The organism is Pseudomonas sp. HD6422, from assembly GCF_025377065.1.
GTDB lineage: Bacteria > Pseudomonadota > Gammaproteobacteria > Pseudomonadales > Pseudomonadaceae > Aquipseudomonas > Aquipseudomonas putida_U.
The window spans coordinates 143,597-157,016 of the sequence record NZ_JAHWIW010000003.1 but is presented as its reverse complement, the minus strand read 5'-3'; the positions used below and the strand labels follow the sequence as shown (position 1 = coordinate 157,016).

Below are 13,420 nucleotides of genomic sequence, written 5' to 3'. Positions count from 1 at the left end.
ATTCATTCCCAGAGATTCGACATGTCTCAGAAGTGCGTGACGGAATGCCTCTTGCCGGCTTTCGTCTATCTGGATCGAAAACCTAGCCTCGATGATTTCCAGCCATCTTGCGAATATGTCCAGGTCTTCAGGGTCATCGAGGCTTTCCATCTTCACTCCTTGATGAACGTTGAGATTGTTGCCTGCAGGTCCTGGGCCTGGCGGTTGACGCCTTTGATCGCAACAGCTGTTTGCTCACTCGCAGCGCTATTGTCAGCGCTGTACTGATTGACCATGTCGACCAGATCGCTGACGTCACTGGATTTTGCTTTCAACTTGTTGGTTTCTTCGATCGCCTGCTGAGCACCTTGTGTAAGGTCGCTCGCTAGTTCGTTGATCGCTTTCAGAGCATCCTGTGCGACGTTTGAGCGATCCCGTAGCTTGTCAGTTTCCCGCTGAGCACGGTCTACCGCGGACTGGTTTTCCCGGGCCGCATCGTTCATGGTCTTGAGTTGGACATTGATCTGAACGACAGCGTCCTTGGTCTCCTCACTGAGCCGGGACATTGCTTTTGCTGCGCTCGCAATTCGGCTCGATTGTCCCTTGTCCTGCATTTCATCAGCGAGGAGATTGGCGTTGTAAGAAAGCAGAGCTGAGCGTGCAGCAACCTCAGCTACCACATTCGCGATATTTTCGAGGACCTGGAAGCTCTCGATCATGTGCTTGGATCGGTTTTGGATAAGCAGTGTTTGCTGCTGGAGCTCCAGGATATTGTCGTGAACCTGGGATACGGCCACCTCACCCAAGCCCACTTTTCCGCTCATGTCATCCGAGATCTGTTGAGTCCCCAGAGTCATGTTTTCGATCTGAATGATGAACTGATACAGGTCACCAAACAGACGGCTAATGTGCTCAATGGCCTTGTCTTGCTCAGCACGGTTTTGCGCGACGTTCTGCTCCGTGATGAGAGTCTGCTCAGTCGCAGCAGAAAGCCCGATAATGGTTTCTTTGGCTTCGTCGAGGATGGTGGCGAACTTGCCGAAAGTCTTGTTAAGCGCAGTAGCGATGTCCCGTGTCGACTCATTGTCTTCCGTGAGACGTGTGTTCAGCCTGCCTTGCCCTACTAGCTCGATCTCATCCAACAGGAGCTTGAGGTGTTTAGAGCGGGTACTGATTGACACCTCCTGATTTCGACCCTGGCTCTCGATCGACTCAGTTCGGCTGCTCGTGATGGAGCGCATCATCAACATCGAGATCAAGGACAGCAGAAGGGTCAGCCCGCCAAGCCCTGCGACGATTGTGATACTGATTGGACGGCTGTCTGGCAGGGCTTCTACTGAGCTGATCAGGCTGTTCGCAGACGATGCAACGCGGTCACGCGCAGCCCAAATAGTTTTCGCATGCGGAATGTTTTCACTCACGCCGGCGGAGCTGTCGATCGTTTTTTGTACAAGCCGGACAACCGACTCAGAGTCGCGATAGCTCTTCACCAAGGGCACCATGAACTCCTGCTGGTCCTTTGGTAGTGCTTGGCCTAGGCGCCCCAATGTGGACACGTACTGGGAGAAAGCACTGGACGCAGCGCGCAGGGTGTCGCTGGTTATTGAGTTGTCTGAGGCAAGCGCTTGCTGACCCTCTTCTAAAGCGGCTACAGCAGCTTTGAGTTGGTGTTTGACGGGGGCTGGGGTGGCTGTGGAGTCGAGCTGAGATCGTGCCTCAGTGGCTGCTTTCAAGGCCTCCTGTGCCACCCGCTGTGTTTCAGTCAGGTTTCTGCTGTACTGGTCCGTCACACTTCGTTGGCTGATAAGCTTGGAGATCGAAGGTCCGATCTCTTCCCAGACACGATCGAAGTTTTTGAGGTTGGCTAGAACTACAGCAGGAGCTGGATCAATTCCTCGTACCGGATCACCGTTTCTCAGTGCTGCCAACGCCCTTTCAACAGCGCTTTCGAGATTATCCATATCGGTTGTGTAGCTACTGTCCGTCGCAGCGCGCTCGGCCAGGTAGATGGCCTGCATGGCATTTGTGTGTGCCTGGTAGCTCGCTTTCAGCAGGAAGCCCTGCTGAGCATTGTCTCTCAGGTGCTGATAGCCGGTATAAGCAGCCGCACTACCCGTGAGGAGTACCAAAACGGTTGCAATTGAAACTAGGGAAGAGTTGTTGCTCATTCAGTACGATCTCGGGTCAGGTCAAGTGAGGTCAACGTTCTGCAGCTTGTCGTCTGCTATGAGCGCCGGCAGGTCTATGAGGGCCCAGGTGCGCCCTTTCGCAACAACTGCCTTGCGCATACTTTTTCCAAGGCCAGGTGGGATTTTGAAGCCGCTTTGATCGCAATCCCTCAGCTCACTGGCCAATATGAATTCGCATATTTCATCCACGACAAGTGCGACGTTCCCTACCCCTTCCCCTCCCTTCACGAATAGCGCAGCGGTACCGACCGCGGCTTGTGTTGGATCGCGTGAAATGTTCAAGAATCGGGATATGTTTACGAAAGGCAGCAGCTGGCGATCTAGGCGACCTGCGCCCATCAGCCACGGCTTAGTCCCAGGAATCTGGTTTAGCTCTTTGGGTACCTCGTCGACTGCGATGATTGCGCTCGAAGGGCTGAGGCAAAACGTCTCACCGATACGGTAACCGGCGAAATGCAAGCCGCCTCTGGGGTTCTGATTAGTCAAGAAGTTCATCCATCTCGATCAGGGCATGCTCCAGCTTTGCCCGGGTGAACGGTTTGGTCAGATAGATATCTGCTCCGCTGAGAAGCCCGGTCTGCTGGTCGAAGACGCTGCTCGCACTAGAAAGCATCGCGATGGGTTTATCTCCCCAGCCTCCCCAACCGCGGAGCAGCTCGATTAGACGTAGGCCGTCTAACTCGGGCATTTCGCGGTCAATGAAACAGGCGTCGGGGTTTGTCTCGCGAATCACCGTGAGCGCTGTGTAACCATTCTCAGCGACATGTACTTCATACCCGAGCTTTTCAAGCAGCGAGATACCAAGTTTGCGCATGCCAATAGCATCGTCGACGATGCATACGGACCGTATTTTGGACATGTGGAATCCTCTCGTATGCCTTAATAGTGCTGGCGAGGTGCACCATTTCGGCTAAGAGGGTCATCTCAGAGGGAATATTTTTCTTGGTCGTTATGCTGCCTAGCTTTGGGAGCACCTCATGACCAAAGCTAATCACCGCGCTGCGTTCAGCAATGACCCCAAGTTCCTTGAGCGACTAGCCAGGCAGGGAGTCCATCTGTCTGCCGGGCGTGCTGTTGAGCCTTCTGTATCCAGTGCTGAGATTGATCAAGGGTCGCCTCCACGGAAAGAAAGCCAGGCAACAAAACGCATGCGCAAGGTAAGGGAGGCGAACATGGATGGCCGGGGCGATCGGCTTGTTTACGATCCAATATCGAACTCCCTGACTGCTTACTTTCCCGGCGCCCTCCTCCTCAGTTTGAACGTGATGCTTCGCATGCACGACGCCAGCAGCACTGCCCTCAAGACCACTTGGACAAAGCGCGTGGAGGCCCTGAGGCTACAGGCTCGCAGCACATTGAACGATTGGACGGCTAATGCGGCGTATCCAGTCTTGGTCGAGGAGGTTTACATCACTCCTGAGTCAAATCTCCTTGACCACGAGTCCGTTGCTGCTGCGTGCAAACCTATCCTCGATGCTTTTGTGGTCAATGGCTTTCTACCAGACGACAATGGCCGGTTCATTGCCCAGCCACTCGCTTTCACTGAGAGGGGCACAGAGTCCGGCCTGCTTATTAGGTTCAGGCCTTCTCCGAAGCCGTGGGGCTTGATTGAGGACACTACGATCGAGCAAGCGCGCTGCAGCATGATCTTGAAAAAATAACTGCGTCGGGTATACCTGTGTATCCGTTACACGAAAAATGAGTTGATACACGTGGAACATTTTGACCCCAAATTGCTAGCTACATTAGGCATCGAGAAAGTAGCTACAACCCTCATGGATATTGGGGTTGACGAGCTTTTTCCCGGGCAGTGGCAGAAGCGTAAATACTTCGATGAGAAGTCCCAGGATGAACTGGACGGGTCTATGCGTACCGCCGGGACCAACGTCGTGCCCATCATTGCAGTACCTCGGAGCACAGGTCATGGGTACAACATTATTGCTGGCGAACGCCGCTGGCGATCGGCACAACGGATCGGCTTGAAGCAAGTGAAGTGCGAGGTAGGGAACTACACCTACCAGCAGGCGCTGTTCATTTCTGCGATAGAAAACCTCCAGCGATCTGACCTTAATCCGATAGAAGAGGCGACTTCTTACCAGGAATTGGAGAACGAGTTTGGCATCTCCCATGACCTGATTGCCCGTCAGATCGGCAAAAGCAGGGCTCACATCTCCAACTACCTTCGCTTGTTGAAGCTGGACATTACCGTCCGGGATGCCCTGATCCACAAGAAGCTGACTTTTGGCCAGGCGCGGCCTCTCTGTTCCCTCCCCCTAAAGTCAGACCAGCGCGCTATAGCTAAGCGAGCCATCCGCCTGGAATGGTCTGTACTCCAGATCCAAAATGCGGTCTACGCAATCACCAAGAAAGCACCTGAGCCAGTGAGGCTTTCTGACGAAGATGCGGATCTCCGGCGGCTCGAGCGTGAGATCTCAGAGGTTACAGGCATCTCATGCATAGTCCGACGAACCCCTAAGGGTAACTGGGAGCTAGGATTCATCGCGCAAGGTACTGAGATTTTCTCTGGCCTCCTAGAGCGCCTGGGAATCGAGATTGATGCCGATTTAGAAAATTGATCCCCAATTTGTCGATTTGGGCCACCCCTTCTCCACTATTAGATAAATACCATTTGGATTCGTTGTTGATGCCCTCCTCCCCAAGAACATGCCATCCCTGTCCCTCAGTAAGCGGGCATGATCGTCAGGAGGCGGTTTCCTTTGCTTCAGGATCTTTTCGCATGCGAAATGTTTTCAAGCTGACGGTCATGGCTGCGGCGTTGAGCCTTGCTGGTTGCGGGTCATTTGCATCCAAGCCAGCTGAGCTCGCTGCCATCGAGCCTCAAAGTCAGTATGACGATCGTCTTCAGGATGCTTTGGGATCCCAGAAGTACACTGAAGCCCAGATGCTTTACCAGCGACGGTTCAACGACTACCAAAACCAGATCGATGAGCTCGAGCGGAAACGGCGTGATCTTGATGCTCGACTCAATGCGCGAGCTTATGAGGCTGGCGTGAGTGATGCCCCGGCGTCTGACACTGAAGCCGGCAGAATTCATGAGTACCAGGAAGCATCTCGAGCATCACAATCCAGGGTCGCCGAAGCGGCGTCAAAGCTTGCAATCCAGCAGTCACTGATTGAGAACCGCCGTGACAAGGAACTATTAGAAGTAGAGAGCAAGACAGCCCACCAGATAGCCAGCATCGAAGCAACCTCCGCTAAAGACCTTTCGGCCATTGAGGACCAGATAACCCAGGACATCGAAGGCCGGCGGAGCCTTGATAGCGCTGCTCGACTGGAGGAAACGAAGCGTTTCGATGAGCAGAGGTTTACCCTTGCCGTAGCCAATGCTGAAGCAGAGCGACAGGCTAAACTGCGGTTTGACCAAGAGTCCCAGGCCCTTGAGGGACTTCGTATCGAATCAGCTGGTCGCCTGAACACCCTCGAAACCCAGATCTCGGAGTTGAAACGGCAAATTGCTGAGCTTGAATCTCAGGCTGTAAAAGCTCGTAGCACTGATGATTTGACCCTTCGAAACCAGCAAGCAAAGGTCACTCTCGCTCAGGCAGAGGTCGAACGATTGGCTAAGCTAGGGCATGAGCTGAAGACATCAACTGCGGGCATACAGGCGGGGCTATCTCCATCGGGTACTGACTACGTTCAGGCCAAGAACTCTGAGCTTAGCCGTGCACGTGCTGAGGCAGACTCAAGAAAGGCACAGCGGATTGCTGACGTGAACGCTCAAGCAGCCAGGTCAAAAACGGACATCATTGCTCGAGCGCGCACAGAACTGGCTTCACTTACAGCCACTACCGAAATGGCGAAAGCAAGCGTGGTGGCACCGGTGGTCACTGGTCGTTCCGTTTACAGTGGTAGTAGCTCAACTACACCTCTAGTAGCGCCAGCACCTACACCGAGCAAACCTGTTTTGCCTCTCAAGCCGTCTCCTGCTGCACCAGTCCTAACTATCAATCGTTTCGAGCCCAAAACCGATTCTACGCCCACCGCTGTGAGCAATGATGAGATCGGCGGTGCTGTACTTGCTGGCGGCAGGGTGTCCGCTCCAGCTGCACCTGCATCAGTTGCTCCCCTTGTCGTAGCTCCAAAAACTCGTACGGTTTTTGATGTCTTCTACGTTTACAAGGACGAGGGTAGCTGGCTCAAATTTCAGGAGTACCTCAAGGCTTATGGGATCACCGACTTCGAGCCGACGCGCAGCAATAGGGCAGGGGAGTACTTCATCTACTGCGGTCGGTATTACGATAAGGACGAAGCAGCAACCCGGGTGAGCTACCTGAACCAGACCACGTCGACATCAAACGTCCAGGTACGCAGCACACAGGTTCCGATCTGACCAAATGTTTTCGCATGCAGAATCTTTTTTCGGACGCCACCTGAACGACGCGCCTCCGCAATGCGGGAAAAAATAAAAAAGATTTGCGCATGCGGGGTTTTTTCCTTGAAAATGCCCGCAGTGCGGTTACATTGAACTGCATCTGAAAAAGGAGCAATTCATGTCTCAGCGTAAGCGTCGTAACACCGGGCTGGCAAAGGTTGTCGTGGTTGAGAACCAAAAGGGCGGGGTTGGGAAGACAACTATGTGTTATCACATCCCGTGTCACCTGGCCGAGCAAGGTTATCGAGTCTTGGCAATTGATCTCGACCCACAAGGTAACCTTTCGAGCCGTTTTATGAGCCGGGCGCTCCGTACGAATGGCTACCGCTCGGTGCATATGTTCAGCGACAAGCCCATTGCATTTGCGCCACTTCCTACACCTATGGAAGTGGACTTGATCTATTCCCTCGACCGAGACGTTGAGCTCGTCAACGTTGAGCGCATGGATTTGGGCGCTGCCGTCATCAATTTCTCTACGAATCTAGAGGTCCTTCTGGAGGATTATGATTACATCGTAATCGATACGCCTCCGGCCCACGGCAATAAGCTGACCGCAGCCAGCGTTGCGAGCAATTTTATGTTCATTCCAGTCGAGCTCGCTGCCTTCGCGGTCACCGGCGTTGAAAGCGTTCTTGAAACACTGGCCGAAATGCAGAACCTTGTGGATGACCCAATCAAAATCACAGGAATCATCTGCAACCGCATGCGGAAAGTTAAAGCTCATGCCGAAGCACTTGCAGAATTGCAGGCAGCAGCTGGTAACCTGAAAATCCTTACCACTAAGGTGCCAACGAATGGCGCCATCGATGATGCACTGCGCGACGGTGTGCCTGTGTGGAGAAACCGGGCAACTGGCGCGCAGCGAGAGACTGGGAAGATGATGATTTCGCTTATGGAGGAAATTTCGGCCCTTATCGGTGCGAAGCCACTCAAACCCCGAGCGACGCCGAACGCGAAGCAGAAAGGAGTAACAACAAATGCGTGATCTTTCCAGGTTCAAGAACCTGGCTGACGTCCATACCATGTCCCAGGACGTTCAGGTAGGCACTGTTCTTATGCTCGACCCGAAAAAGGTCCGTGTCGAGAAGCAGGTTCGCAGGAAGTTCAAGAACATCGAGGAAATGGCTGAGTCAATGAAAGACGATGGCCAGCATCAGCCTATCGTTGTCTCACCACTTGACTCAACCACAGGAACCTACTTGCTGCAGAAGGGAGAGCGCCGTCTGCGAGCAGCCCTGCTGATCGGTGGTGACTTTAAGATTGCGGCAATTGTAGACGCCACGGTTCGTACCAAAGCTAAGGCAACATCATCTCAGCTATCTGAAAATATTCACCGCGAAAACCTTACCCCAATTGAGATCGCGGCGGGCTTGGTTGAGTTGCGCGAACAGCTCAAGGAAGAGGGCAAAAAGGGAACCGGGCGGGATCTTGCAGAGGCTTGTAAGAAACCTGAGTCTTGGGTGTCAAAACATCTGGCATTAGCAACGCTACCTGATGAGCTGGCCGCCCTGATCGAGGATGACGTTACTTCTGACTCGGAGGTCATTCATACCCTTTCGAAGATTTGCGACTTGAAACCCAGCTTGTATCTTCAACTTGTCGAGCAAGCACGCAGCGAGGCAGGGCTCAGCCGACAGGAAGTCCGTGAGCAGCTAAAAATTGCCCGCGGTGGTTCTCAGCCGCCGCCCACACAGACACCTCCTGCGCAGCCTGCTGCCGGCGGCAATGTGATGCCTATCAATCCGGCCAATCAGCAACCAGGCGGTTCGCCTGATCAGAAGGGGGCGGACGAGGCAGGGCAGGGGAGTCGTAATCCACCATCGACAGGACATCAGCAGGACGCAGCTGATCCTAACCACAATGGGGGTAGCGGCTCTGACTCGGAAAAGATTTCGCATGCGGAAACTTTTAACGGAGCTGGGAACCAGGAAATCCCACCAGTCAACGGTCAGAACCCGGGAAAACCGAATCCGCCTGAGTCGCGGAAGAAGCTAGGAAAGGGTGAGGTCCGTGAGATCCCTCACAACCAGATAGTCATCCAAGTAAGGGTCTCAACTGCTAAGAGGCGTTTCACCGGCGAGCTGCTGACGAACTACATTTGCGGCGAAGGAAGCAAGGGCATGGTTTCCTATCTGGAGGGCAGCAAGCAGGTGAAAGGGCTCTTTGATCTCGACAGTATCGAGGTCCTCACCATGGCCCAACTCGCGCAGATCGAAGACGAAGATGAGTAAGTTTTCGCATGCGGAAACTTATCAAGGGGCCTTATAGGGCCCCTTTTTTTATTCAAATTTTGCGCCAATGCGACCTTGATTACCTAGGCCTGGGGTCGTAGTCTGAGGACGTTTTCTAGTGATCGTCCCCGTGCTTTGAGATATTTCTCAAGCGCTGATCACAGCCTTCTCGGACCTGCGACATTTCGTCTGGTCTTTGTAGGTGGTCTGTCTGAGTTGCTAATTCTTCTCAGATTTCGACCTTTGTTTTAAAGGTCTGCAGCTTGATTTCGATCTTGTTGCGTTCCCTTTTAGCTTTACCGCTCTTTAAAAAGTCATCGTCTTAGGTTGTCATCTATCCGATTGCTGCCTGCGACTTGCCGTTTGGTGTTTTCACATCATTCGCCACCTCGCGAACTTGTCCATCGCTGCTGTTGTTTGCATGTGGCTTGTCTGCTTGGCTTTTGGCGTTTGTGTGAGTCCTTTCGCACTCATCATTCGTCACTAGTTTGTCGCAGAACGCCGTCTCGATTACGATACCTAAGACCTCAATTGGGAATCATATTTCCAGTTGAGAGGTGCGTTTCGACCTTTAACCAGGTTCGATGTTGATCGCATTTGTTGCTCCAAATAATGTTCGCCGCTGCTCTTTGCTGATTTCAGCTCTTGATGCGCAGTTCAATATTTGGTTGCTCCACCTTCACACCATGTGTCGAAGGTCTTGAAATGGTTCTCCTCACCTATGACTCTATCTGGGTACCCCTCGTGCAGCCTTTCTCAAGGCTGTAGGAGAGGTGCCCAGGCCCAGCGTTTCGATCAAGACCCTGTCGCTCTGCGTCAGGGTCTTTTTCGTTGTGCGCCAGGCATGGCGCGTTGCGCGCAAGCGCAACCTGCTTGGCTATGGTGGCCGAGCGGGTGACTTGGAGGTGAAAGTCCTCTACACACCCGGCAAGGGGAAGTGTTAGCCGGAGGCAAGGGTGTCGCGGGCGACTGCGAATCTGAAGGAAGCCCGAGGCAAAATGCTGGCCTGACGAACAGGAAGCGGATCAGGCGGCACAGCGGGGTCAGGCGGCAACAATCGCCAAAGCCCAATACTTGCACGGGGCGCTGTGACGTAAATCCGACAGGCATAAGCAGGAAGGTCGCGCGAATTACCCTGGGAGATCTGCACGTTTGCCGATGTGCTACCGAGCGTCGAGAGGCGACGGGATGAACGTGCAGAAGTCAGCCGAAGCCGTAGTAAGTGGCGGATAACCGCGCCACCAAGGGCCGAACAGGTTATGCCGCTAGTAGGCGTCACTGTCTCGTTGGTAGCCGTAATGCAGAAATTTCCTACAACGGAATCTGTCACTCCGAATCCCGGCCAGAAGCCGAGGGTGATGCCTGACAGTGCAAAGGTGCCGGCGGCGTCAGCGACGTGGACGAACGCGGAGCCGGACACGCTGATGGAGCGGGTGCTTGCACCGGCCAACCTCAGGCGTGCGTATCAACGCGTGGTTAGCAACAAGGGGGCTCCGGGTGCCGATGGCATGACGGTCGCTGACTTGGCGGGCTACGTGAAACAGTATTGGCCAACCCTCAAAGCCAGGTTGCTGGCCGGTGAATACCATCCCCAAGCAGTGCGAGCGGTTGAAATTCCCAAGCCGCAGGGCGGCACACGGCAACTGGGAATCCCCACCGTCGTGGATCGCCTGATCCAGCAAGCACTGCAGCAGCAGCTCACACCTATCTTCGACCCACTGTTCTCGGACTACAGCTATGGTTTTCGTCCGGGCAGAAGTACGCATCAAGCCATCGAGATGGCTCGTGCTCATGTGACAGCGGGACACCGCTGGTGCGTGGAACTCGATCTGGAGAAGTTTTTCGATCGGGTCAATCACGACATCCTCATGGCCTGCATCGAACGTCGGATCAAAGACAAGTGCGTACTCAGGCTTATCCGCCGCTACCTTGAAGCCGGGATCATGTCGGGCGGTGTCGTCAGCCCACGGCAGGAGGGGACGCCGCAAGGCGGCCCGCTTTCGCCGTTGCTGTCGAATATCCTTCTGGATGAGCTCGACCGCGAATTGGAACGGCGGGGTCATCGCTTCGTGCGCTACGCCGATGATGCGAACATTTATGTGCGCAGTCCTCGGGCGGGCGAACGGGTACTGGCCAGTGTCGAACGCTTCCTGAATCAACGTTTGAAACTGACGGTGAATCAGAAGAAGAGTCGAGTCGCGAGAGCCTGGAAGTGTGACTACTTGGGCTATGGGATGAGCTGGCATCAGCAGCCAAGGCTGCGGGTGGCAACGACGAGCCTGGGTCGCCTGCGCGACCGGCTCGCAGAGCTGCTACGCGGTGCACGGGGTCGCAAGATGACGAATACCATCGAGCGGATAAACCCTGTCCTGCGAGGCTGGGCGGGTTACTTCAAGCTTAGCCAGAGCAAACGGCCACTTGAGGAACTGGATGGCTGGATCAGGCACAAACTCCGCTGTGCCATCTGGCGCCAATGGAAGCAGCCCTCTACGAGGGCGCGCAACCTGATGCGTCTGGGCTTAAGCGAAGAGCGTGCCTGTAAATCGGTCTGTAACGGCCGAGGCCCGTGGTGGAACTCGGGGGCGCCACATATGAATCAGGCGCTGCCGAAGAAGCTATGGGATCGACTCGGACTGGTCTCGATACTGGATACGATCAACCGGCTTAGCCGCATAGCTTGAACCGCCGTGTACGGAACCGTACGCACGGTGGTGTGAGAGGACGGCGGGTGTGAGCCCGCCTCCTACTCGATTCTGGTACATCGTGTTCTTGAATCATCGGCCAGACAGCAGTAGCGTCGTAAGTGTTCTTTTTGCCAGTTTCCGCATGCGCAATTTCGCATTCAGATCCTGTCGAAGGTTCCTTGTACAGCTATTGCTGTTCATGGGCTCTTTAAAAATCCGCATTCACGTAACACACAACCCATTAGGGCATGCCAATTGCCCTTTGGGACATGGCTGCCTCTTTTTTCTAGGAGTCTTAGCCATGTCAGATAGTAATAAACGACCTCCTTTGAAGGACGAGGTTATCGATATTGTTGAGCACGCTGGTGGTTGGTTGAACGTCATCGAACGTATATCACCCATCCTCGTGCCGGCAATTCGGAAACTCGGTTACGGTGTTGACTGCCCATTCCCAGAGCGTCATCGGGAAGGCGGCGGCCGTGATTCTTTCAGGTTTTCTGAAAAGTCGGACCATGAGGGACGGGCCATCTGTTCTTGCAACCAGGATGGATGGAGCCCGTTTAATCTGTTGATCCAAGCAGGTGTAGGCAGAAGTTTTGTCGAAGTCTGTCATGAGATCAAACGGGCCTTTGGTGGTAGTAGCGCGGCGTACAAGGCAAAGGCAGCTCCTGCTCCCCAGCGCCAGCGTCCCCGCTCTACCGCTGACCAAGTCAAATGGAAGACCGCAGCGCTGAAGGAGATAGTCAAGGATCTGCTTCATCTCGGTCATCCTGATGCTCGGATAGGTCGGATGTATTTCCGTCGTCGTGGGATTCCACTCAACAAAGCCATTGGCGATGTTTGGTTCCACCCAGCGCTTCCCTACAACGTCACTCGTGTCGTTGATGGTAAGCGGGTAAAGGAAGTGATCGGTACTTTCCCGGCGATCGTCTCGGCGTTCAAAAACGGCCAGGGTCGATTGATGAATCTTCATCGTATCTACCTGACCGAAGATGGACGCAAGCTCGAGCACCCTCAGGTTCAAAAGCCTAAAAAGGTATGTTCAGGTTTGGACAACTGGTCGAAGACTCCCATCGCAGTTGCTACCATCCCAGAGTGCAGAACACTGCATATCTGTGAAGGTGTCGAGAAAGGGTGGGCGCTTCATCTGGTAACAGGGGAGAGCGTGCGGGCTGCCAATAGCTGTACGTCTCTGCCTGGTCTCTACGTCAACCGTGAAGAATTCGACGACATCGTTCTCTGGGCCGACCACGACCCTTACAACGAAAAGCGCGAGCGGCATGGTGACGGGCAAACCTACATGTTCAAGCTCTTTGTTGAGCTGATGCGTGCAGGTTTCCGCGTTTGTCTGATGCTCCCCGATACTTTCCCAACGATGGAAGCGAAAGGTCCTGACTGGGAAGACATCGTGGTCAACAGCAAGGTGTTGGAAATGCCCCTGGCGGAACGTTTCAACTATCTGCGTACCCATGCCCAAGAGGGCGGTGTGTTCACACCTACCGGCCACGTCAAGAAGCTCTCTAACGAGAGTTTTTCGGCGCTGGCTATGGTGGCGTGAAGGCTAGAAGAACCCCTGGACAGCTATTGCTGCCAGGGGTTTTTTTGTACCTGCATTTTGGCTTGACGATCGGCCGAAGCTGCGGCAGCATTGGCGTGTCCTACTAGCCCTCTCTGAGAGCTAACCTGACCTACGTCATAGCATTTCTATGAGGTTTTTCAGGGTGTGATACTTGCCATGCTAATTCTTGGCCTGTTGAGCACAGACAATGCTGGAACCATTTTGGAACCGCTTTCTGGCGATTCCCTATCTCTGAGATACCAGGCATTTCCTGTAACGTTCGCGTTTCAGTAGATTTGTCCCAGGATCGAGTATCTCTGCCAATTCAGCTGTGTTTACAGTCCTGATTATGGCTCCTCCGGCTTATGCCAATCCCCTGCACGGGT

General features: G+C 54.0%; 10 protein-coding genes. 7 read left to right on the top strand and 3 right to left on the bottom strand.

The window, feature by feature from the left end; translation table 11 throughout:
• Positions 1-152: 152 nt before the first annotated feature.
• From KY379_RS03025 to KY379_RS03015, 3 genes are read right to left on the bottom strand one after another with little or no spacing between them, the layout of a single operon-like run.
• Positions 153-2,147, bottom strand: a complete 1,995-nt coding sequence (locus KY379_RS03025) for a methyl-accepting chemotaxis protein (RefSeq protein ID WP_139813936.1) — start codon at positions 2,145-2,147, stop codon at positions 153-155.
• A 21-nt stretch (positions 2,148-2,168) separates the two neighbouring features.
• Complete coding sequence (locus KY379_RS03020) at positions 2,169-2,654, bottom strand: chemotaxis protein CheW (protein ID WP_172402851.1); 486 nt, start codon at positions 2,652-2,654, stop codon at positions 2,169-2,171.
• Positions 2,647-3,027, bottom strand: coding sequence for a response regulator (locus tag KY379_RS03015; RefSeq protein ID WP_084851253.1), 381 nt, complete (start codon positions 3,025-3,027; stop codon positions 2,647-2,649). The genes KY379_RS03020 and KY379_RS03015 overlap by 8 nt, the downstream gene beginning before the upstream one ends.
• Positions 3,028-3,145: 118 nt before the next feature.
• On the opposite strand from KY379_RS03015, the gene KY379_RS03010 reads away from it, so the two are divergent.
• The 7 genes from KY379_RS03010 to KY379_RS02980 all read left to right on the top strand — a co-directional run bounded on the left by KY379_RS03010 (position 3,146) and on the right by KY379_RS02980 (position 13,034).
• Complete coding sequence (locus KY379_RS03010) at positions 3,146-3,829, top strand: hypothetical protein (protein WP_084851251.1); 684 nt, start codon at positions 3,146-3,148, stop codon at positions 3,827-3,829.
• 51 nt (positions 3,830-3,880) lie between these two features.
• Complete coding sequence (locus KY379_RS03005; RefSeq protein WP_084851250.1) at positions 3,881-4,744, top strand: ParB/RepB/Spo0J family partition protein; 864 nt, start codon at positions 3,881-3,883, stop codon at positions 4,742-4,744.
• A gap of 161 nt (positions 4,745-4,905) precedes the next feature.
• Positions 4,906-6,519, top strand: coding sequence for a hypothetical protein (locus tag KY379_RS03000; RefSeq protein WP_084851248.1), 1,614 nt, complete (start codon positions 4,906-4,908; stop codon positions 6,517-6,519).
• A gap of 160 nt (positions 6,520-6,679) precedes the next feature.
• A complete protein-coding gene (locus KY379_RS02995) occupies positions 6,680-7,546 on the top strand; it encodes a ParA family protein (protein WP_084851246.1) in 867 nt (288 codons plus the stop codon).
• A complete protein-coding gene (locus KY379_RS02990) occupies positions 7,539-8,792 on the top strand; it encodes a ParB/RepB/Spo0J family partition protein (RefSeq protein ID WP_084851245.1) in 1,254 nt (417 codons plus the stop codon). The genes KY379_RS02995 and KY379_RS02990 overlap by 8 nt, the downstream gene beginning before the upstream one ends.
• Positions 8,793-10,051: 1,259 nt before the next feature.
• Positions 10,052-11,473 carry a group II intron reverse transcriptase/maturase gene (gene ltrA / locus KY379_RS02985; protein WP_033725370.1) on the top strand — a complete coding sequence of 474 codons (1,422 nt, stop codon included), beginning with the start codon at positions 10,052-10,054 and terminating at the stop codon, positions 11,471-11,473.
• A gap of 304 nt (positions 11,474-11,777) precedes the next feature.
• Positions 11,778-13,034, top strand: a complete 1,257-nt coding sequence (locus tag KY379_RS02980) for a hypothetical protein (RefSeq protein ID WP_084851243.1) — start codon at positions 11,778-11,780, stop codon at positions 13,032-13,034.
• The last annotated feature ends 386 nt before the right edge of the window (positions 13,035-13,420 follow it).

Excerpts from the sequence above, each read along its gene's own strand:
- ltrA (WP_033725370.1), top strand. The coding sequence starts at position 10,052 with ATGCCGCTAGTAGGCGTCACTGTCTCGTTGGTAGCCGTAATGCAGAAA.
- KY379_RS03010 (WP_084851251.1), top strand. The coding sequence starts at position 3,146 with ATGACCAAAGCTAATCACCGCGCTGCGTTCAGCAATGACCCCAAGTTC.
- KY379_RS02995 (WP_084851246.1), top strand. The coding sequence starts at position 6,680 with ATGTCTCAGCGTAAGCGTCGTAACACCGGGCTGGCAAAGGTTGTCGTG.
- KY379_RS03015 (WP_084851253.1), bottom strand. The coding sequence starts at position 3,027 with ATGTCCAAAATACGGTCCGTATGCATCGTCGACGATGCTATTGGCATG.
- KY379_RS02990 (WP_084851245.1), top strand. The coding sequence starts at position 7,539 with ATGCGTGATCTTTCCAGGTTCAAGAACCTGGCTGACGTCCATACCATG.
- KY379_RS02980 (WP_084851243.1), top strand. The coding sequence starts at position 11,778 with ATGTCAGATAGTAATAAACGACCTCCTTTGAAGGACGAGGTTATCGAT.
- KY379_RS03000 (WP_084851248.1), top strand. The coding sequence starts at position 4,906 with ATGCGAAATGTTTTCAAGCTGACGGTCATGGCTGCGGCGTTGAGCCTT.
- KY379_RS03025 (WP_139813936.1), bottom strand. The coding sequence starts at position 2,147 with ATGAGCAACAACTCTTCCCTAGTTTCAATTGCAACCGTTTTGGTACTC.